We start from the raw sequence: 21416 nt of genomic DNA, 5'->3' as shown, positions 1-21416 counted from the left end.
ATTATACACCTTCCTTAATTCTCTGAGCGCCAAATAACTTTTTCCGATTCAACAGCATCTAAAATCTCATCAAAATGAAGATCAATATATTTAGTAACGTCTCCATTATCATCGTAAGCTAAAACCTTCAAATCTTTTACATTTACTTTAGGCAGTGTTTCATTTATAAGAGAGATCTTGATTTCTGCTATGTTTTTAATAGATTTGCCCTCTGGTAAAAGAACCGCTATACCAAAATGATTGTAGGGCCCTGTGTAGGCTGCAGAAAAGGAGCCAAACTTTTTATGATTTAAGGAACTAGAATACCAACCAATCTCTCCTTTAAGCCTGCAAAGAATATCTACACTCGGTAAGCCAAGCTTAATTCCCCATACCGAGGATTGAATATAAATATATTGATTAACATTCGGGATTCTATTATAAAACAACGGAGAGTTTTTCAACTGTCTCTCAGCTTCCCAACGCATGACATGGTTAATATACGGAAAACGTTCCATCACGACTTCACGGGCTTCTTGCTCCCTTTTCCATTCATAACTCGGAATGAAAGAAAAATGATAACAACTCGTAATATCATCGGTAAAGTTCCCATTACATGTTGCGGTTTGAAGAATAATTTGGTTTCCTTCTGTTAAGGAACCCTTGTAAGTTTTAACTTTATGTTCTGCTCCTTGGTATTCAACATATTCAACTTCTTGACGATCATTCAGGTAAACTCTTGCCATATATTCAATATCTAATAACCGTCCCCACTTTGACATTAATAGAACTGCAGGGGTACCCTCATCTTCATGGCTAAATACCATATGATACTCAATAACAACTCCTTGTTCCCACTCATCAAAAAAATAAATCATTTCCAAAGGAGTATCAGTATATAGGTTATCAAATTGACCGTATACAGCTCGACCATAAAGCTTCGGAGCATACTGAATTGCAAGAGTTTCCCGGTCAGATAAATGTAATTTCTCTAATGTAAAGCTCTCAATCTCAGCAACCGCTTGACTGTTACGAGGAGATTCACAAGCCCATTCTACGTCGTATGTTCCAGGCTCCATCTTTCCAAGAAGGCGCTTATATGTAAAGGCTTGGTTTCCATAAAATAAAACAATGTCTTGATGATGTTTTTCGTTCACATATAACCTCAACATGAGTGATTCATTGTTTTCTTGCTTCCAAGAGGTAGTAGCTGAGGCTTTAAGATTAATAACATAATATCCTTCTTCCTCAATTCTAATGCTCGATTTGTCATTTTCTAAATGCTTCATCTTTATAGGGTTCATCACAGTCATCTATCCACTCCCCAGTCAATATTAAAACATGTCTTTCTTTGATTCCTTCATATTATTCTGAATATATATATAGCCTACTATTGAACACAATAAAAACATAAAGACAGCAAGTGCACTAGATTGACCTATCTCATTGTATACAGAAAAATGCTGTTGCATGGATACACCCAGCATTTGCGGAGCATTTCGATCAATTAAGAAAGGCGCAGTAAAACTGCCAATTAAGCCCATAAAAAGGAAAGTTAAAGTAACAAGCATTGTCTTGTAAGAAAGAGGAAAGATAAAATGAATAAACAACCTTACTTTTGATGCGCCTGCATCCTTTGCACTTTCAATAACTGAATGAGGAATAGCTTGCAATGCAGATATTAACAGCATCGTTGTAAAAGGAATATTAAACCACACATTAATCATCAGTAAGCCTTTCATGTCGTATATAATCGATGGCATATTATTTTCACCAATCATTCTAGCAACCCACCCATTATCTCTATAAAAGTTTATAAATCCATAGATAGAGATAACTCCTGGAATAAATAAAGGAATAAAATAAAGTTTATTTATGATTTTTGAAACAAAGCTATTACTAAAGGTTAAATAAATAGCTAGTATATAACTCATTCCCAAAGTTAATACGCAAGAAATAAACGTAACAATTAACGTATGTTGAATATTTTGCAGAATTAATGGTTCTGTGAAAATATATTGATAGTTTTCAAGTGAGAAAGCATCCTCTTCATTCTGAAAGCTTTCCATTATAGCAAGAGCCACCGGATAGATGACCAAAACCAGCAAAGTTAGGAAAGAGGGCATAACTAGCCCAATTCCTAACATTGCTAATTTTGTTTTTTTGCTAATCGCAAAACCCTCTCTTAAGGCAACTTCCCTACTCATTGACTAGCAACCTCTTTTTGCCATACTTTCATTAATTCACTTCCTAGCTCTCCACCGTTAAACGTACGATATCCACCACTAACAGATTCGAATTTCTTTTGATCTTCTTCTGATAAAAGATCCCATTTAATACCTGGATAACCATACATTTTATCAATAACTAACTCCTGTACATCCTGAGTGAGAACATAATTTAAGAATGTTTCTGAAGCTTCTTTACGTTCTTCATCACCATTGTCTACAGCCATTAAATATGCAGGACCACCTGTAAATGCTGGTTCAATTTGTCTTAGTTCCGTTGTATCGGGTAGTAATTTAGAATTCATTTGCTCTAGAGCCATATCAGACCAAGCTGGAATCATATCCACTTCACCATTTGCTAGAAGATCTAGAGTTCCTTGATTCTTCTTAGGATAAACTCCTTCTTTATAAAGGTATGGAGCCATATCCTTTAAAACTTGAAGGCCTTTGTCCCACTCTTTCATAATGCTTTCATCTTGGACATTCATAGCACTCTCATCAAGTTCGTTATATACAGTAGTAAGTACAAACGAGCTACCCGCTCCCCCTGTATTTGGATCGTTATAAGCAAAGCGACCCGGATTTTCTTTTATCCACGTATTCAATTCTTCTGCTGTATTCGGTACATCCTTCACCTTTTCGGAATTGTATGCAAGAACAACGGATGAAGCACGATAAGGAACTGCTAGATTCTGGGTCCCTGCCATATTTTCTTCTTGAACATTTTCTAGATTTTGTACAGAGTCTGTTGAAAGCTCATAAAATAAATTTCCACCTTCATCTTCACTTCGAATAATATCAGCTAAGGCTCCCTCATAAATATCAACCTCTGAATCTTTATTTGCCTTTTTAGCAGCAATAATTCGATCAATCGTTGCCTGTCCACCAGTACCAGAGGGAACAAATACAAATTCCACATCGATATTTTTATGTGATTCTTCAAATTTAGGAATCACTGTTTCCCAAAAAGTCTCGACATTTTGAGAACCTGAGCTATATAGAGATATTTTTGTTACTTGTTCCGCTCCATCCCCAACAGTATTGTTTGTTTCACTAGAATTACATGCAACTAATGAAAGAGCACTTACAGCTAACATAGTTCCTGCTACGATCTTTTTAAATGAATTAGACTTTTTCATATACTTTAATCTCCTCTTTTGTTAGATTTTGTATTTTGGTATATTCATTATTATGTAAGTCATTTTCTTCAGGAAAAGCTTGTATTGTAGCGAAAGTTATCCGAATATTATGTTGCATTTTAAACTGACTCATATTACTTCGATCAACAAACATTTTCAGCTTCCCAAAATCTGTTTTCAAGCTCACTTCTGCGTAATGACCTAACATCATTACTTTTTCAATAGTAGCTACAAGACCGTTCTCTACCTCATTAGCAATGACGATATCCTCTGGTCTCACTGCTACAGTAACATTCCCTTTATATTGATTAAGATTTGGATAAGCTAGAGAACCAATATTAATTTTGTCATTTTGAGCATACCCCTTAAGAAAATTCATCTTACCTATGAACTGAGCAACAAACATAGAAGCAGGATAGTTATATATATTTTGTGGGGAATCAATTTGTTCAACTTTCCCTTTGTTCATCACAACAATACGGTCAGAAATTGAAAGTGCTTCTTCTTGGTCATGAGTAACAAAAAGCATTGTAAGTTGTTGTTTTGCTTGAATCTCTCTTAATTCTTCACGTAATTCATGTCTTAATTTTGCATCAAGAGCTGAAAATGGTTCATCTAGTAAAAGCACCTTAGGCTCAAGAAGCAACGCACGCGCAAGTGCAATCCTTTGTTGCTGACCTCCCGATAACTCAGTCGGATACTTCTTTTCATAGCCTGGAAGTTGAACTAGATTTAAAGCCCATTTCACCTTCTCTATGATGACATTTTTCTTGATTTTCTTAAGTTTCAAACTGAATGCAAGATTATCAAACACAGTCATATGCGGCCACAAATTATAGCTTTGGAAAACCATAGCACTTGGTCTTTTTTCAGGAGGAAGATGATTTACTTCGTTCCCATCAATTTTGATGGATCCTTCATTAGGATCTATAAATCCCCCAACACTACGAAGAACAGTAGATTTACCACATCCTGAGGGGCCTAGCAACGTAACCAGCTCTCCATTTTTAATATCCAAGGAAAAACCTTTAACACCTTCACCTGTAGGGTAAACCTTACTTAAATTAGTAATTGATAAGCATATTGACACTCCATTACCTTCCTTCCTCTTGTACATTTCAGATCATCATTTAAGGCGCATTCCATTAGCAAATGAGTCTGCACCGACAAATTTTCTAGCAGCCAAAAGCAGGATAATCGTAGGTAGAGTTAAGATAACAGAGAACACCGCACCTGCTGTACTCGGATAATCTGCTATGATGGAATACATAATAACTGGCATCGTTTTATAATCCGGGATTCCTACGAGTAAGGTTCCTTGTGCTTCATCTAAAGAAGATAAGAAAGTAAATACTGAAGCCACAATTATTCCCGGCTTAGCCATCGGTAAGGTAATATACCAGAACACTTTAAATGGTGATGCTCCAGCATCGCGAGCTGACTCCTCCTGTGAACGATGAACATTCTCAAATGCAGCCGAAGGAATCCATGTCATCAACATGAGAGTATTAATTAAATGAATTAATATGATGCCGATGAATGTATTCATTAATCCGTATTGATAAAACAAGACAGCAATTGCAACGTATAATCCCATTTTCGGAAAAGCATTTGTTAGCAAAAAGGAGAAGAGGAAAAACCTCCGTAACGGAAAGCTTATCCGAGCAAAAGCATAAGCTGCAGGAATACAAATAATTAGTGAAATCATTGTAACAAGCGTTGCAATAAGAAATGACAACCACATCGATCTTAGGATTGATTCATCCGCTAAGACAAAACTCCACCACTCAAGCGACCAGGACGTTGGCAATTTATCTGGATATTGCCATTCTCCAGAAAACGCCAGTAACAGTAGATTTAATAAAGGACCAAAAAAGAATAGCAGGAAAACTGCAAGTAGAATGAATTCTACAATTTTTCTCTTACCAAGCGTTTTAAAATACCACAATGTCTCATCTCCTCTCATTCCCTTTAAAAGGTACTCAAGTTAAATCATTAAAAGGTCTATACCTCTTATATATAAATTACCAAATGAATATTAACTATTTTTATATAAATTGTAATTTTATTGTAAACATTTGCACTCTATTATACTGTTAACTTCAGGTTGTCTATACCTCTCAAATAAATTTAAAAATAAAAACCGATCAATTAGATAATCGACCGGTTTTCCCCATTCATTAGGTTTATATATTATTATCGAGTTCTGTTTACAGTGAATTTAAAAACATCATTTCTAAAATAGTCCAAAGAATAAAGAACTGGACGATTTTGATAGTCGTAATGAAGTTGCTTTAATAACAAGACTGTTGTTTCAGGACGAATTAGGAGTTTCTGACAATTACGATCTGTATGAAGCGGAACAACAATCTCTGTTGTTGCTCTACTAATATCAATCTTACACTCTTTTTTCAAGTAATCAAATAAAGAACCAATAGATCCTTGATTGATCATTTTCTTGTTAACAAGTGATTCAGCTAAGATATTCTGCGAAAACACAACTGGTTCTTCATTTGCCGTTCGTATTCTTTCATGAATAATCACCTCTTCACCTTCATTAAGTTGAAGAAGATCTTGCCACTCAACAGTTGGTTCTAAAACTTTGATTCTCTCTCGTTTCTCCCCATCCTCTAAGCCTGCATATTTTATCATGGAAGTAACACTCATTAGTTTTTCTAAACTATTTGGCGTTTTAGGGAGAGGGTTAACTACGAATGTTCCCACACCATGCCTTACATAAACCTTTCCCTCTTCCTCAAGCAAACGGATAGCAGATCTCACAGTTTCACGACTCACTTTAAACTCTGTCGCTAACACAACCTCAGAAGGTAAGCGATCTCCTGATTCCAATATCCCTTCTTGAATATCTGTTTCAATCTTTTCTTTAATCGATATATAAAGAGGCTTCACTCTATCCCTCCCTCTATCCATCATGAGGATTCTCAGTTTCATCAGACAATATTTTCTCTTTAATCGTCTTCAGTTCTTTCATACATGTTTCATTATATGGTTATTTTGTTATACCGAGCAATAACATATTTGACTACTTAAAGGAAGGCAACTAATACACGATATTAAAAAGGCACCTGTCAACAAGTGCCTTTTAACAAACTCATATCTTAAATCGATTCAGTAACTCTCTTAATTCTTCGCCAAATTGGGCTGTCTTTTCAATAGAAGTCGTAATATCTTGAATAGATAGTAGCTGTTCTTCTGAAGAAGCAGCAACTTCGCGAATATAGTTTGATGACTCCATTGATTTCTGAGAATTGTCTTTAATAACATGTTCCACATCTTTAACTTTCGAAAGCAGATTTTCAATTTCAATGAAAATCTTGTCAACTTCATATGAACTCTCTTCAGAGGATTGGTGAACAAGCTGCAGGCTGTCATTTACTCCCTCTAGCTTTTGCATTCCTGTTCCAAACTGATTTGTACTCGATTCTATTTGAACTACAGCATTTGAAGTTTCAGCTACTATTTCATTTACTAACTCAGAAATTTGATTTGCTGATTGAGCTGATTGTTCTGCTAGTTTTTTCACTTCATTTGCAACAACGGCAAAACCTTTTCCATGTTCGCCTGCTCGAGCCGCCTCGATTGAAGCATTTAGTGCGAGTAAATTAGTTTGTGACGTAATATCAGTAATCATCTCAACAATATTCCCAATTTCAGAAGATCTATTACCTAATTTCTTCACAATCATAGATGAACTAAGAACAGACTGCTGAATATCAGTCATTTGATTCATCAATGTTTTTATCTGTTCATTTGCCTGCTCAACTTCTTTATATGCATTCTTAGTTTTAACTGAAACAATAGAAGAGTGGTCTTTAATGTCCGACACACCTTTTGTGATATCATTTATAGATTCAAGATTCTTTTTATTCCCTGTTTCTTGCTCAGTTGAAACCTCTGCTGCTTGTTGCACATTTTCCGTTACAATACCAGATGTTTGCACCATTTCTTCAGCTCTCTCTGATAAAATTAACGTGCTTTCAGAAACAACTTTTCCCTTGTTAAGAATACCACCCATTAAATCTTGTAAACTATCTAATAATGCATTAAAGTTAGTTGCTAATTTACCTACTTCATCTCTTCTATTTATATTTAATCTTTGCGTTAAGTCTCCCTCATTATTGGCAAGCTCTTCAATTTTTTCATTAACTTCTTTTATCGGTTTTAAAGACTTATTATTAATAAAATAATTAATGACAGCACTTATCACGATAAAGATAAGGGTAATAATAATGAAATAATTCAACAGTGACTGTGCATCAGCATAAGCTTCTTTTGTTGGTACTGAAATCATGATTCCCCAGTCCATTTCTGATGCCTTACTATAGAAAACCAAACTATTTTCACCATTAAAATCAGTCTCGATTACACCAGTTTCGCCATTCATGCTTGTTTCAACCAACTTGTCTAAGTCGCTATTTTTATAGTCTGCTATTTTTTTATTTAGCACATCTTCTTTCTTTTGACCCGCAACAATTGTCCCATCTTTTGTAAAGATCGTCACATATCCGCTTTCACCTAAAGATACGTTTGAGATTATACTCATTAAACTTTCAATTTGATGGCCACCTGAAGCAACCCCAACAACCTCTCCGTTATTTCCGTAAATTGGTGATGATGATAAAACAATTGGAGCTCCATTTAAGCTCGGTGATTGAGATGGAACTGGATTATATGTTTTTGTAAGCTCACTCATTCCACCTTTATAATGTTCATAATCTGAAACTGGGATTTGTGCTCCTCCCAGATAAAGAAAACCAGCAGCATCCATAAAAGCAAATGCATCTGGATTATCCAATCTTTCTGCGATTCTAGTACTTAGCGAGTCAGCTTCTTCCACATTTCCCGCTTTTAATCCACCCGCTTCGGCTATGTACTGCATCGTTTCCTGCTTTCCTTTAATCCAAATATCAATATTTGCTTTAACTGACTCAAGCTGACTATATGCCTGGTCTTCAAATCTGTCATAAATGATATCCTTTGCCTTCATATAGCCAAATACCGAGATGCTAATCATAGAAATTGTAATTAACACACTTATAACAATTGTATTTTTTATCGCTAATCTCATTGTTGTACTCTCCTAGTTTCCATAAAATATAAGTAAAAAGACTCATTTGAACCTATGTTATTTATCGGATAATTAGCCTGTTATTTTAATATACTTTTTCATCATATAGGAAATATTTTTATATACCTTAGGGGCTTGTAAATGCCATTTCCATACTTCCTCACGAAATGAAAACGAGGTGAGAAACGTTATCACTTTTTCTTTTTTTGTTAGAATATGAACCAATCTATAGTATAATAAACTAATAGACAAAGTGCCGGGGGGATCTTGATGATTGAAGTAATTACCTATGCAGAGTGTGTTCTAAGATTAAACACAAAAGAAAATTATGAACAATTCGTTACAAGCATGTTGATGAACCTTTCGAACGAAATTATCACAGAAAAAATTGTTTCCATTTCAAATTTCCACAAATAAATCCGAAAAATCAAGCACTTGAAACAAATGTATTGGCAAAGTTCTGTTTATACATTCCAGAGGATCATCAAAATAAAAATGTTGAAGAATATGTAAACGCTATTCTACCATTCCTAAAGCGATATTTACCAAAATGCAATGATATTACAAGCACAAAAATTGTACAGATGAAACGAATCCTCCAAACGTAAAAGGAGGAAAGGCCTTAAATACCTTTCCTCCTTTTAATTATGTTCTTCTACATTAACTTTTCATTGTATAAGTTTCGATATTTCTTTGGGGTTATTCCTTCCACTCTTCTAAACGTGGCCACAAAATGACTTACATCATTAAAACCAATTGAACCGGCAATTTCCTTTAGTGACTGTTCTGAATTAGAAACTAATTTCTTCTTTGCTTCACGAATTCTAAGGTTAATTAAAAAAGAATATGGGCTTGTACCAAACGTGGTTCTAAATAAGGCACTTAAATTCTGCGGACTCATATTTGCCTTTTTAGCCATCTCATTAAGCCCAATATTTTCTTGATAAACATGCTCTAGCCACTCAACAACAGGCCTGATCTTATCATAATTATTTGATAATGATTGTTGATTTTTAAGTTTGCCATATTTCTTTAGCATAATAATAAAACTATATAAATCACTAGATAGATCCAACTTCGAAAATTCTGTATCTCTTTCGACATTTTTTAGTATCCCTTCAACCTGTTTAGAAAACGGTAAGTCTTTTGATTCTGAATATAACGCATTAAAATTTATATCCAAGGAATTCAATATAGACTCAGCTGAAGCCCCTCCAAATGTTATGTATAAAGTTGACCACTCTGTGTGTGTGGAATAATAAGAGTGAGGAGTAAAAGGCGTTAATAAAATCCCTCTTCCAGGAGTTAATAAATGTCTTTCTCCTGAAAATGAAAAAGTACCTTCTCCTTTCACTGTTTGCAACCAATGAAAATATGGATATCCTTCTGGTCGAGCAAAATCTTCTTCTTGGGGATTATAGCCAATACTCTCGATAAACAAAGGTAATGATTTATCAAAGGAAGAGAATGTATAGCGAATTTTACCTTGCTTCATAATAAATTTCCTCCCAAAAGTAACCGATTACAAAATAAACAAAAAGCAAGAACTAATAGGAAGCTTAGTTCATAGAAGTTCTTACTTTTTAATAATCTCTAATTATTTTTCTTTAAAACATAAACACCATATGGTTTAATTTCAAAAGTTGTATTTATATATTTTTGTGTTAGTAAATCATAATATTTATGATCATTTACTAAAGTAAGCTTTTTAACTGTATTGTTAAAATTCATAACAAAAATATAAGCTTCGCTTCCATCCGTTCGCACTTGTACACTTACACCATTTGGAAGATCTTCACCGACTATTGAATTTATTCCTAGTTGATCTACTAACTTCCCGTAGAATGCATCATAAAAATCACTTTGATTTCTTGATGCCAGATAGTAAGCTTGACCGTTACCAAATTGATTCACTGTAACAGCTGGTGTATCAACATAAAAGTCATGCTCATATTCAGCTAAAACTTGAAATTCCTTCCGTATGAATCACTTCACAGTAATCTTTAGCTTGATAGGTACCATGTAAACCAAGAGTGTTATCAGAAAAGAATGTAATTTCATTATAATCATTTTCATATAGTGTATCAATTTCTTCAGACCAGATCCCAAGTACATTTCTAAGAGGACCTGGGAAGCCACCTAAGAAACAAAGATCGTTTTCATTGACTATGCCACTCCAGTACGTTGCTACAAATATCCCACCATTTGATACAAATTCTTCAATTCGTTCTGCAACACCTGGCTTAACCATGTATAACATTGGGGCGATTAATAGTTTATACTGAGAAAAATCTTTATCCATTGAGATCACATCTACAGGTATCCCCTTTTTCCAGAAGGATTGGTAATGAGATTGACAAGTTTTAATATATTTTTTGTTCGCTTTTCTTAAAGCCTGCGCATCATCTATAGCCCATTGATTTTCCCAATCAAAAACAATTGCTACCTCCGACTTTACAGATGTTCCTACCACTTCTTGTATTCGAGATAAATGATCTCCTAGCTCAGCTACTTCACGGAATACTCGATTATTCTCATTTCCAAGGTGGTCTACAACCGCTCCATGAAATTTTTCAGATCCTCCTCGACCTTTTCTCCATTGAAAATATAAAATGGAGTCGGCACCATGAGCAACTGATTGCAAAGATGATAACAAATGCATGCCAGGTCGCTTAGCTTTGTTCACCTCATGCCAATTCACTAAACTTGGCGTAGATTCCATAATTAAAAATGGCTTTCCATTTTTCAAAGAACGAAAAATATCATGAACAAAACCAACGTCTGCTGCAAGCTCCCATGTTTCTTGATAATCTCCATGCCAAGCAGGGTAACTATCCCATGTAACAACATCAACTTCTTTGAAAATTTATTATAATCCAAACCGAGATATGGCCCCATATCCGGATAATTCCCCATAAAGTTAGTAGTAACTAAAATATTTGGAGTGATCTCTCTTAGTGGTATAATTTCATTTTTGTAAAAATCAATCGTTTGATCAGTGACAAACCGTTTCCAGTCTATATTGTGTCCATGCACTTGATTTTCTCCATGCGGAGCAGGTGACTCAATTTGTGACCAATCATTAAAAGCATGACTCCAAAAGCCTGCCCACCATGCATGGTTTAGTTCATCTAAATCATGATTATACTGTTTCTTAAGCCAATTTCTAAATGCCTCCTGACACATATCACAGTGACACTCCCCACCATACTCATTGGATACATGCCACATCACAAGGGCAGGATGATCTTTATACCTCTCCGCTAATAGTCTATTTAATTGCTGTGTTTTCTCTCTGTAAACGGGTGATGTTATACAATGATTATGCCTTAACCCATGTAAATTTCGCTTGCGATTTTTTCAACACGCAACACTTCTGGATACTGCTGTGACAACCAGGCTGGTCGTGCTCCACTAGGAGTTGCCAATATTACATTGGAGCCTCGCTCTGCCAAATCATTCATAATTCGATCAAGCCATACAAAGTTATAGACACCTTCTTCTGGTTCGATAGCACTCCATCCAAAAATATTTAAAGAAAAAGTATTACAATTTGCAAGTTTCATTAATCGATAGTCTTCCTGAATGATTTCAGGATATCGCAGCCATTGATCAGGATTATAATCACCACCATGCATAAAACCTTTTACTCGCTCATGGATGGTTGGATATCTATTTACCATATTAAGTCTCCTCATGCTAAAAATTCTGTATTAAGTTAAGCACTACTCCTTCACCGCACTACCAAGCATTCCAGAAATAAACTGTTTTTGCAGCAACAAGAAAAAGATTATGATTGGTATTGTCGCAATGGTGATTCCTACCATAATCTGTCCATAGTCAATCATTGAAATACCTATTAAACTCGATAATGCAACTGGGATGGTGTACATTTCTTCAGATGTTGTTGCAACTAACGGCCACATAAAATTATTCCATTGCATCATAAATAGATATATGGCTGTAGCCGCTAATGCAGGCTTCATAGAAGGTAAAACGACTGTTAAAAAAATCCTCAACTCTCCTGCGCCGTCAATACGGGGTGACTCAATTAATGAGCTTGGAAAAGCCAAAAAGTTTTGCCTCATTAAGAAAATCGCAAATGGAAAACACAATTGTGGTGCAATCAAAGCAAAATAAGTATTAAGTAATTCAAATTGTGTCATCATTCTAAACAACGGTATGATCGTTGCTTGATACGGAACCATCATTGATAACATAAAGGCTAAAAAGATAACATTTCTCCCTTTAAAATAAAACTTTGATAATGCATATGCAGCTAATGTACTAATAATTAAAGAAAGGAAAACAAATACCAACGATACGAACAAGGAATTGAACACAACACGACTAATTCCTATAGCATCATTTAAATTTGTTAAGTTCGTCATAAATTCATTACCAACTGTTAATGTCGGAGGGTTCGTAAACATCTTACTCGTATGATTTGTCGATCCAATAAACATCCAATAAAACGGAAAAATGGATACGATTAGAAAGATGATAAGTAAAAAATATAAGAAAAACTTCTGTAATCGCTGTTTATTTTTACGGTTAGTCTCAGCCATTTTATTCATCTCCCATTATTTTTAGCTGAAATATTGATAAAGCTGCTACAATCAGTACAATGACATAGGCAACAGCAGATGCGTAGCCAAACTCAAAATAACTAAAACCTACCCGATAAATATACAATCCTAATGTTAATGTAGAGTCAGCAGGTCCGCCCTTCGTTAAGTTAAATGGTTCGTCAAATAACTGTAGTGTTGAAATAGTGGATATGATCGCTGTAAATAAAATGACCGGCTTTAGTTGTGGGACAGTAATATTTAAAAATTGTTTTACTTTACCGGCACCATCTAAGGAAGCTGCTTCATATAGCTCATCTGGTATGTTTTGCATGGCGGCTAAATAAATAACCATGTTATATCCAGTCCATCTCCAAGTCATGGACATAATGATAGAAACCTTTGCCCAAAATGGATGAGATAGCCACTTAATTTGGTCTACCCCAAAATAAGATAAAAACTGATTAATCAATCCCGAATCTTGCAGCATGATTGAAAATAAAATAGCGTATGCAACTAAAGAGGTTACAGCAGGCATAAAAAAACCAACACGGAAAAAACCTCTAAATTTGAGCAACTTACTGTTCAGAGCATTTGCTAGAATTAACGCTAAACCTAACATAATCGGTACTTGAATGATTAAAAATATAAAAGTGTTCTTTAACGCTTCAAAAAAGACAGTATCTTTCATTAAACGTGCATAGTTTGATAGTCCAGAAAATACATATGTTCCATTTTCTAAAGTTTGAAAGCTTAATAATAAAGAAGACAGTATAGGGTAAGCCGTGAAAACTAGGAACAATATGAGTGCTGGAGCTAAGAACAGATAAGGTGTATACCTATTAGATGACATATCAAATCCTCCATTACCATACAGATAAAAGGAAAGTTATCAAAAGAAAATATCCCTTTTGATAACTTCTTTACTTTTTAATATTATTGAAGACGAGTTTCGACTCTTTGTTTTGCACCTTTAAGTGATTCTTTCACATCTGAACCATTAACAACTTCTGCTTGAGATTTAATAGCTTCTTCACGAGCAACAACATCATTTTCTGTATAATTTACAGTCGGAATTTTTTCCATTTGACCAGCAAAGAATTCCCATGCCTTTTGGCCTCCAAAGTATTCTAGAGGTTGACTAAATAACTCAGATTCATAAACTGGTGCGTATGTTGGGAATAATCCACCCTCCATAGCAAGTTCTTGAACTTCAAATGAAGTTGTGAAAAATTCAAGAAAATCATAAGCTAAATCAACATTTGGACTATTTGAAGTAATTGTAAATGAACTACCTCCTTGGTTAGCAGCTCCTGCTCCATCCTCACCGAAAGTTGGAAGAGCCATCGCTCCCCAGTTTCCTGCTGAATCAGGAACTTGTTGTTGTAGCGTACCAATTAACCAAGCACCAGCCATTGCTGTTGCAGTTTGTCCATCTGCAAGTGAAGCAACCCATGGGCTCCAGCCATTTGTTCCAAGTAATAAATCATTTTCAGCTAAATCTTTCATTAATGTAGAAGCATTAACTGACTCTTCAGAACCTAATACAACATTTCCATCATTATCAAAGTAACCTAATCCTTGTTGACTCAATAATATTGTGTAAACTGTAGACTCATTAGCGTCATAACTTAACATGCTTACGCCTGTTTTTTCTTTAATCTTTTTTCCTGCCTCAATGTAGTCATCCCACGTCTTAATTGAGTTAGCATCTACACCAGCTTCTTCAAATAAATCTGTGCGATAGAATAATCCAACTGGGCCAGCATCAAACGGGAATGCATAGATACTTCCATCATGAGTTACACTCCCAAGTTTATATTCTGGGAATTGATCTTTATGATCGTCAAAGCCTTTTTCAGATAAGTTCACAAATGAATCTGGAAACTTACTAAATAAACCTGATAAACCATCATCAACATTTAACATTGCATCTGGTAAACCTTCTCCACCAGCTTGCAAACCAATCTTCAATTTTTGATCAATATCCGTATTATTCATTTCAACAACATTTAATTTAAAATTTGGGTGTTCTTCTTTATATAACTCACCAGCTTTTTCTAATACTGGTACATTGATATTTGTTGCCCAAATTGTAAGCTCTTCGTTGGATGCCTCCGCACCTTCTCCTTTTCCTTCTTGAGATGATCCTGAAGACCCACTACTACAACCACCAAGTAAAAGAATTGCAATTAACATAAAACTAAATAATGGTGATAATTTTTTCATACTTTCTTCCCCCTCTTTGTTATAACTATAAAAAACTTAAGGTAACCACCTATCCTCATGTAGGTTTCATTACCCCTTGTTTAATAAGGTTGACCTTATTATAAAACGGTTACATTTAGATTAAAATATAAGATTCTGTTTAAATAATATAAGAATATGAAACTAAAGATATCCTATTTAAGATTCTTATAAACCAACTTTAAAAGCCTTTCATATTTTTATATGAACCTTATGAAAAGGGACAATAGGGACAGGTACCATGTCCCTACACCGCAAAAAAAGAGGAGCCGAAAATTTCGACACCTCCTTACACTTCAAATGTAAATACGAATACCTTTATTAATCTTTATAGAACTCAACATTATCCACATTAATCCAATTATTTGCATTAGCATCTGTCCAAAACCCAAATTCTACTTGACCATTTGTAACATTAATATTTGTTATAGTTAGCTGAGTCCAAGAATTCGTTGTTGGTATTGCCGTATTTCTTTCTGTTCCTCCAAAGTTTTTAACATACATTTGACTTTGGTTAAAGCCTCCACCACTCTTTACCCATGCTTTCATTGTATAAGTCCCGTTCGTTAACCCTGTTTTAATCTGATAGGTACTAACCTGATAAGGAGTACTCTTCCAATGAGATAGTCTGTAACTTCCAGAGTGTCCTCCAAATTCAGTATAATTAGCATTATCATTTGAATTTGACCAAGTAGACCAGCCTGAAGGTGTCTGTGTAGCTCCATCAGTTTCAAATCCAGGATTTATAACAAGGTTCATTCCTTGACTAGAGACCGCATCAAGAAAAGCATCAATTGCTGTAGTATATTGTAAGACGTTTGTTGCTACCTCTTTGGTTGCACCTAATGGATAACCATCAGGTAGAACGCTTGAGTGTGACTGAGGCTCCCAATAAAATACCCCAATCCCTTTTCCATTCGGTACACTTTTCACTACATTAATTGTATCGTTAATAGTCCAATAAGAATCGTTAGGATTACTTTCATCCCCACCTACCTCTACAACCATAACTTCCTTGTTGTAACGAGAAGCAATGTCATTCAAGTTATAGGACAATTCATCTGTAATTTCCCAATAAGGTTGACCATCCCAGTATGGATAGAAAGATACACCAATTACATCGGTCTTTCCACCATTGCTAAAAAATTGATCGAACCACCATCTAAACAAACAATTTTTCCAGAAAATCATTTAAAATAAATTAAAATAGTGAGATTTATGAAATTTCTGTCTTTTGACAAAACAAATTGACAAATTATACTATATTAATAGAATAAGGAGGTTATAGTAATGTCAGATTTAAATAAACAGAAAATTGTGGCAAGCGTACCACAAAAAGGATTTTTTGGACATCCTAAAGGTTTGTTCACTCTTTTCTTCACTGAGTTTTGGGAACGTTTTTCTTATTATGGGATGCGTGCTATTCTCGTTTACTATATGTACTATGAAGTCTCAAAAGGCGGATTAGGACTGGACGAAAACACCGCTTTGGCGATTATGTCTATTTACGGTGCACTTGTTTATATGTCAGGAATTATAGGCGGCTGGCTGGCTGACAGGATATTTGGAACATCTAAGTCTATTTTTTATGGCGGCATATTTATTATGCTTGGTCATATTGCCTTGGCAATACCTGGTAGTGTGTCGATGTTCTTTGTTTCCATGGTGCTAATCGTAATTGGTACAGGTTTACTAAAGCCAAATGTATCAAGCGTTGTTGGTGATATTTACAGCGAAAACGATAATCGCCGTGATGCAGGCTTTAGTATTTTCTACATGGGTATTAACTTTGGAGCTTTCCTATCTCCACTAATTGTTGGAGAAGTTGGATTAAAGCATAACTTTCACTTAGGTTTTAGTATTGCTGCTATTGGGATGTTTTTCGGATTACTAGTTTTTATTTTTACAAAAAAGAAAAACTTAGGCCTTGCTGGGACAGTTGTTCCAAATCCGTTATCGGCTTCTGAAAAGAAGAAAGTCTTTTCTACAATAGGCTTAAGTGCAGTTGTATTAGCGATTTTAATTGGTGTTACGATCTCAATGAGGATCCTTACTATCGAGACATTTATTGCACTCATAGGTATTTTAGGAATTCTAATTCCTACGATTTATTTCATTATTATGTACCGTAGCCCGAAAACAACGGAAACTGAGCGTTCTAGAATTATCGCTTATATTCCATTATTTATTGCTGCTGTTATGTTCTGGGCTATTCAGGAACAAGGATCTACTATCCTTGCCCATTATGCAGATAAACGAACTAATTTAGAATTTCTAGGATTTACAATTTCACCTGCCTGGTTTCAATCATTAAACCCATTGTTTATTATCATCTTAGCACCAGTGTTTGCTGGTCTTTGGGTAAAGCTTGGGGACCGCCAACCATCTGTTCCTCAAAAGTTTTCACTTGGGTTACTGTTTGCAGGTTTATCTTTTATCGTCATTCTAGTACCAGGATACCTATCTGGTGAGGAAGCATTAGTTAGTCCTTTATGGCTCGTTCTAAGTTATTTCATTGTTGTCCTTGGTGAGCTATGCTTATCACCTGTAGGATTATCAGCAACGACTAAGTTAGCACCTAATGCGTTTTCAGCACAGACAATGAGTTTATGGTTCTTATCTAGTGCAGCTGCTCAAGCTATTAATGCACAAATTGTTGGGTTCTATACTCCAGAAACTGAGAATCTTTACTTTGGTACGATAGGTGGAGTAGCAATCCTTCTTGCAATCCTTCTTTTCCTACTCTCACCAAAGATCCAGGTCTTTATGAAGGGTGTACGATAACAAATAATAATATAGAAAAGGGTGCAGTTCATCATGAACTGCACCCTTTCTATCTATTAAAGTTTTTTACTCTTAATTGGCTTTTGCTTGAAATATAAACCAAGTTCCTTTTTTTCTTTTGATAATGAACGATACAGAGATACCATCATTAAAACAATAATAATTGAAAATGGAAACGCAGCAGCAATTAATGAATTTTGTAGCGCTTGAAGTCCTCCGCTATACAAAAGAATTAATGCTACAGCAGACTGTGCAACTCCCCACGTTAGTTTCACGGAATTAGGAGGTGTAAGCGAGCCATATGTTGTTTGCATTCCTAGTACAAATGTAGCTGAATCCGCAGATGTAATAAAGAATGTACAAATAAGTGTTATTGCTACGATTGAGAGAAGTGTTGACCATTGCATTTCATTGAATATCGCAAATAAGACTTCCTCTGTCGCAAAACTTGTTAAGTCTACATTTCCGGCATTTTGAATTTCAATCGCAGAGCTACCGAATACAGCAAACCATAAAAAGCTTACGAGTGCTGGCAGTAGTAAAACACCAATTATAAATTCTCGAATCGTTCTACCCCTTGACACACGAGCAATAAAGATCCCAACGAAAGGAGACCAGGAAATCCACCATGCCCAATAGAAAATAGTCCAGCCATTAATCCAAGAGCGATGTTCTTCATTAAGTGGAGCGATTCGAAAACTCATAGAAATAATATTTTGTATATATCCACCAATTGTATCAGTAAACATATTTAAGATGAGTATTGTTGGTCCTGCTATAAACATTAATATAAATAACAAGATGGCTAAAACCATGTTCGTATTACTTAAATATTTTATTCCTTTACCTAATCCTGACCATGCTGAAATCATAAATAAGACTGTTACTGCTAAAATAATTAAAAATTGAACGGTGAAATTATTAGGGACTCCTAATAAGAGAGACAAACCGCCATTAATTTGTGCTGCCCCGAACCCAAGCGTTGTTGCAACCCCTATCACTGTAGCAAAGACCGCAAGTACATCTACAACCGTCCCCAAAGACCCTTCCATTCTTTTCCCTAATACAGGTTTTAGAGTGGCTGAAATAAGACCTGGTTCATCCTTACGAAATTGAAAATAGGCTAGCGCCAGGGCCACTATGGCGTATATTGCCCAAGCATGGATACCCCAATGGAAAAAAGTGTATCTCATAGCTTCTTTATGAGCAGCTGCTGTAGCTCCTTCTGCTAATGGAGGATTTATATAATGAGAAAGAGGCTCTGCCGCTCCCCAGAATACAAGACCGATCCCCATTCCAGCACTAAACAGCATGGCAAACCATGATCCTTTTGAAAACTCGGGCTTTTCATCTGGTTTACCCAATTTAATTGCTCCAACAGGACTAAAAATAAGAAAAACACAAAAAATCACAATAATCGTTACCAATATTAGATAATACCATCCAAAGGCTGTTGTAAAAAATGCCTGTAGATTGCCTGCAGCCTGTTCAAAACTTTCTGGTGCTGAAACACCAAATATTACTGCTGCTAGGACAATGGCCACAGTAATCCAAAATACGTTTGATATTTTCTTCATCGAATGTTCCTTTCTTTATTCAATTTAAATTCCAAGAAAAATCCTATTAAACTCATATTCTACCTATGACACTCTTAGAATATTTTCTTTTCTTATTTGTCAGTCTGAACTTTGAAAATTCCTGCGTTTACTTTAACCCTTATAGCAGAAAAGTAATGATTATATACCCTTTTCTCAGCTAACCAAAACATCTTTAGAAACTTCTACATTCATCGACAAATAATGATCAACCTTTACAGTTTAACACAAAATGTAGAGCTCTTTCTGTTCTTATGATTTATTCGTTTTTAAAACCCTCTGATATTGAAGCCCCTACATCACTAAAAAGTAATAAAAAAGGCTTAAATCCTATGTGAATTTAGCCTTTTACTTATTTTACCTTTTAAACAGTCATTTTCCAATTACTTAAAGCCAGCCAACGTTCTTTTTCTTTGAAATCAGGTACAATCTTTCCTACAAGGCGCCAAAAGGATCGATCGTGATTTAGGTGAACCATGTGACACATTTCGTGAACAACTACATAGTTGATTACGTCAGTCGGTGCCATAGCGAGCCTCCAATTAAAGGTTAATTGATGCTTGCTATCGCAAGTTCCCCACGTTGTTTTACTGTCTGTAATTCGGATAGAGCGTGGCTTGGTTTTAAAGTAGCTTTGATTAAAAGAAACACTTTGCTCCACTAATTGTTTACACTGTTGATAATAAAATCTTTTTAACACTTGTTTATTTTTTTCAGCATCATGTTGCCTTACATAGATGCGCAACTTTTCATTATCAAAAACAACTGAATCTTGCGCTAAATTTTTATCCTGTACGATATCTATCGGGTACGTTTCTCCTAGATAAAGAAAACTCTCTCCATTCTCATAAACCTTATTCTGTGGTCCCTTCAACCGATCGTTCATTTCCTGAACTTTTTCTTGAATAAGATCCCACTTAGCCTCTAATGCATGATACACCTTCACATCAGGTGTTTTCCTCGGAGCCAGTACTTCTATATTTCCATACCCATCAATTGATATTCCTATTGAAGCCCGATTTTTGTATGAAATCTCAAAAAAGATTGTCCTACCTAAGTATGTATGTTTCATGATATCACCATCATTCTCTGTACTTTAAGGCTAAACCTTTCAAGAAATTTCTGGCGAATTTATCTCCACATTCCTTATAATTTTTATGTCCTTCTTTTCGTAATAGTGCTCCAAGCTCTCCCTTTGTTACCATAATTCCCGCATGTTCGAATAGATCAAGCATATCCTCTGTTGTTAATGACATGGCAATTTTCACTTTCTTTAAAAGCAAATTATTAACATTCTCAATTCTATTCGAAGTCGAATCTGGTGGGCTCTGCCCTGGTCTAGGATCCTGTCTTCCTCTTTTAGAGATAATTAGGCCATTTAAAAATGAATCCAACATACTGTTAGTACATTTTATTTGATCCTCATTTTCTTCTTCTTCGCTAGACTTTGTCAAAACCTTTACCACTTCTGGTACCGATAACTCTACACCACCAAGTTTAAATATCTCTGCCATTTCTTTATTTTTAATTTCCAATGCATATCTTAGCCGAATCAAAATATCGTTATTATCCATTATGTAAGCTCCTATTTTCAATATAATATCTGTTATTTTGTTACCCTTATTTATACCATATTTGAAGATGATAATAAAAATCCTTCCATTCAACTTTTTATCCTATTTCAAGGAAATGGGAGGATTTGTTATATAATTACCTCAACTAGTAGCAAACGGAAAAACTATGTCATGCACAACTTCATCTTTTTTTAAATGTTAGTGAACGAATTT

17 protein-coding genes and 1 pseudogene are annotated in these 21416 nt (G+C 35.2%); 2 read left to right on the top strand and 16 right to left on the bottom strand.

What is annotated here, in order from left to right:
* Positions 1 to 14: 14 nt before the first annotated feature.
* From MVE64_RS15505 to MVE64_RS15475, 7 genes are all read right to left on the bottom strand, one after another.
* Positions 15 to 1292 (bottom strand): hypothetical protein, encoded by a 1278-nt coding sequence (locus tag MVE64_RS15505; RefSeq protein ID WP_247339346.1) that lies wholly within the window; start codon positions 1290 to 1292, stop codon positions 15 to 17.
* Positions 1293 to 1313: 21 nt separating this feature from the next.
* Positions 1314 to 2186, bottom strand: coding sequence for an ABC transporter permease (locus MVE64_RS15500; protein ID WP_247339345.1), 873 nt, complete (start codon positions 2184 to 2186; stop codon positions 1314 to 1316).
* Positions 2183 to 3346 (bottom strand): extracellular solute-binding protein, encoded by a 1164-nt coding sequence (locus MVE64_RS15495; protein ID WP_247339344.1) that lies wholly within the window; start codon positions 3344 to 3346, stop codon positions 2183 to 2185. The genes MVE64_RS15500 and MVE64_RS15495 overlap by 4 nt, the downstream gene beginning before the upstream one ends.
* Positions 3333 to 4436 (bottom strand): ABC transporter ATP-binding protein, encoded by a 1104-nt coding sequence (locus MVE64_RS15490; protein ID WP_247339341.1) that lies wholly within the window; start codon positions 4434 to 4436, stop codon positions 3333 to 3335. The genes MVE64_RS15495 and MVE64_RS15490 overlap by 14 nt, the downstream gene beginning before the upstream one ends.
* 36 nt (positions 4437 to 4472) lie before the next feature.
* Positions 4473 to 5312 (bottom strand): ABC transporter permease, encoded by an 840-nt coding sequence (locus MVE64_RS15485; protein ID WP_247339339.1) that lies wholly within the window; start codon positions 5310 to 5312, stop codon positions 4473 to 4475.
* A 230-nt stretch (positions 5313 to 5542) separates the two neighbouring features.
* Positions 5543 to 6256, bottom strand: a complete 714-nt coding sequence (locus tag MVE64_RS15480; protein WP_247339337.1) for a GntR family transcriptional regulator — start codon at positions 6254 to 6256, stop codon at positions 5543 to 5545.
* A 202-nt stretch (positions 6257 to 6458) separates the two neighbouring features.
* On the bottom strand, positions 6459 to 8435 hold the full coding sequence (locus tag MVE64_RS15475) for a methyl-accepting chemotaxis protein (RefSeq protein WP_247339336.1): 1977 nt from the start codon (positions 8433 to 8435) through the stop codon (positions 6459 to 6461).
* 270 nt (positions 8436 to 8705) lie between these two features.
* Here MVE64_RS15475 and MVE64_RS15470 point away from each other — a divergent pair, with 270 nt between their 5' ends.
* Positions 8706 to 8852 (top strand): hypothetical protein, encoded by a 147-nt coding sequence (locus MVE64_RS15470; RefSeq protein WP_247339333.1) that lies wholly within the window; start codon positions 8706 to 8708, stop codon positions 8850 to 8852.
* Between the two features lie 238 nt (positions 8853 to 9090).
* Here MVE64_RS15470 and MVE64_RS15465 read toward each other — a convergent pair whose 3' ends face one another.
* The 6 genes and pseudogenes from MVE64_RS15465 to MVE64_RS28135 all read right to left on the bottom strand — a co-directional run bounded on the left by MVE64_RS15465 (position 9091) and on the right by MVE64_RS28135 (position 16420).
* Positions 9091 to 9930: an AraC family transcriptional regulator gene (locus MVE64_RS15465; protein ID WP_247339332.1), complete on the bottom strand. Its 840-nt coding sequence runs from the start codon at positions 9928 to 9930 to the stop codon at positions 9091 to 9093.
* A gap of 98 nt (positions 9931 to 10028) precedes the next feature.
* A pseudogene (locus tag MVE64_RS15460) lies at positions 10029 to 12118 on the bottom strand (beta-galactosidase).
* A 42-nt stretch (positions 12119 to 12160) separates the two neighbouring features.
* The gene (locus MVE64_RS15455) at positions 12161 to 13003 is read right to left on the bottom strand and encodes a carbohydrate ABC transporter permease (protein WP_247339330.1); all 843 of its coding nucleotides are present in this window, start codon (positions 13001 to 13003) and stop codon (positions 12161 to 12163) included.
* 1 nt (position 13004) lies between these two features.
* Entirely contained in the window at positions 13005 to 13856 is an 852-nt protein-coding gene (locus MVE64_RS15450) for a carbohydrate ABC transporter permease (RefSeq protein ID WP_247339328.1), read from the bottom strand.
* Positions 13857 to 13939: 83 nt separating this feature from the next.
* Positions 13940 to 15232, bottom strand: coding sequence for an ABC transporter substrate-binding protein (locus tag MVE64_RS15445; RefSeq protein ID WP_247339326.1), 1293 nt, complete (start codon positions 15230 to 15232; stop codon positions 13940 to 13942).
* A 339-nt stretch (positions 15233 to 15571) separates the two neighbouring features.
* Positions 15572 to 16420: a glycosyl hydrolase 53 family protein gene (locus tag MVE64_RS28135; protein WP_247339325.1), complete on the bottom strand. Its 849-nt coding sequence runs from the start codon at positions 16418 to 16420 to the stop codon at positions 15572 to 15574.
* A 120-nt stretch (positions 16421 to 16540) separates the two neighbouring features.
* Between MVE64_RS28135 and MVE64_RS15435 the strand changes: the two genes are divergently transcribed.
* Positions 16541 to 18034, top strand: coding sequence for a peptide MFS transporter (locus MVE64_RS15435; RefSeq protein WP_247339319.1), 1494 nt, complete (start codon positions 16541 to 16543; stop codon positions 18032 to 18034).
* A gap of 56 nt (positions 18035 to 18090) precedes the next feature.
* On the opposite strand, the gene MVE64_RS15430 is transcribed toward MVE64_RS15435, so the two are convergent.
* From MVE64_RS15430 to MVE64_RS15420, 3 genes are all read right to left on the bottom strand, one after another.
* Complete coding sequence (locus tag MVE64_RS15430) at positions 18091 to 19611, bottom strand: glycine betaine uptake BCCT transporter (protein ID WP_247339317.1); 1521 nt, start codon at positions 19609 to 19611, stop codon at positions 18091 to 18093.
* A 382-nt stretch (positions 19612 to 19993) separates the two neighbouring features.
* On the bottom strand, positions 19994 to 20701 hold the full coding sequence (locus tag MVE64_RS15425; RefSeq protein ID WP_247339315.1) for a M48 family metallopeptidase: 708 nt from the start codon (positions 20699 to 20701) through the stop codon (positions 19994 to 19996).
* Positions 20702 to 20711: 10 nt separating this feature from the next.
* The gene (locus tag MVE64_RS15420; RefSeq protein WP_247339311.1) at positions 20712 to 21203 is read right to left on the bottom strand and encodes a YehS family protein; all 492 of its coding nucleotides are present in this window, start codon (positions 21201 to 21203) and stop codon (positions 20712 to 20714) included.
* Between the last annotated feature and the right edge of the window lie 213 nt (positions 21204 to 21416).

The sequence above is a fragment of the Metabacillus endolithicus genome (assembly GCF_023078335.1).
Taxonomy (GTDB): domain Bacteria; phylum Bacillota; class Bacilli; order Bacillales; family Bacillaceae; genus Metabacillus; species Metabacillus endolithicus.
The sequence above is the reverse complement of the archived record's forward strand: the minus strand, read 5'-3'. Positions and strand labels throughout refer to the sequence as shown.

What these genes read in the sequence shown, in the direction of transcription:
- MVE64_RS15505 (WP_247339346.1), bottom strand. Translation starts at nt 1,292, where the DNA reads ATGACTGTGATGAACCCTATAAAGATGAAGCATTTAGAAAATGACAAA.
- MVE64_RS15420 (WP_247339311.1), bottom strand. Translation starts at nt 21,203, where the DNA reads ATGGATAATAACGATATTTTGATTCGGCTAAGATATGCATTGGAAATT.
- MVE64_RS15455 (WP_247339330.1), bottom strand. Translation starts at nt 13,003, where the DNA reads ATGGCTGAGACTAACCGTAAAAATAAACAGCGATTACAGAAGTTTTTC.
- MVE64_RS15450 (WP_247339328.1), bottom strand. Translation starts at nt 13,856, where the DNA reads ATGTCATCTAATAGGTATACACCTTATCTGTTCTTAGCTCCAGCACTC.
- MVE64_RS15495 (WP_247339344.1), bottom strand. Translation starts at nt 3,346, where the DNA reads ATGAAAAAGTCTAATTCATTTAAAAAGATCGTAGCAGGAACTATGTTA.
- MVE64_RS15470 (WP_247339333.1), top strand. Translation starts at nt 8,706, where the DNA reads ATGATTGAAGTAATTACCTATGCAGAGTGTGTTCTAAGATTAAACACA.
- MVE64_RS15500 (WP_247339345.1), bottom strand. Translation starts at nt 2,186, where the DNA reads ATGAGTAGGGAAGTTGCCTTAAGAGAGGGTTTTGCGATTAGCAAAAAA.
- MVE64_RS15425 (WP_247339315.1), bottom strand. Translation starts at nt 20,701, where the DNA reads ATGAAACATACATACTTAGGTAGGACAATCTTTTTTGAGATTTCATAC.
- MVE64_RS15485 (WP_247339339.1), bottom strand. Translation starts at nt 5,312, where the DNA reads ATGAGAGGAGATGAGACATTGTGGTATTTTAAAACGCTTGGTAAGAGA.
- MVE64_RS15475 (WP_247339336.1), bottom strand. Translation starts at nt 8,435, where the DNA reads ATGAGATTAGCGATAAAAAATACAATTGTTATAAGTGTGTTAATTACA.
- MVE64_RS15465 (WP_247339332.1), bottom strand. Translation starts at nt 9,930, where the DNA reads ATGAAGCAAGGTAAAATTCGCTATACATTCTCTTCCTTTGATAAATCA.
- MVE64_RS15430 (WP_247339317.1), bottom strand. Translation starts at nt 19,611, where the DNA reads ATGAAGAAAATATCAAACGTATTTTGGATTACTGTGGCCATTGTCCTA.
- MVE64_RS15435 (WP_247339319.1), top strand. Translation starts at nt 16,541, where the DNA reads ATGTCAGATTTAAATAAACAGAAAATTGTGGCAAGCGTACCACAAAAA.
- MVE64_RS15445 (WP_247339326.1), bottom strand. Translation starts at nt 15,232, where the DNA reads ATGAAAAAATTATCACCATTATTTAGTTTTATGTTAATTGCAATTCTT.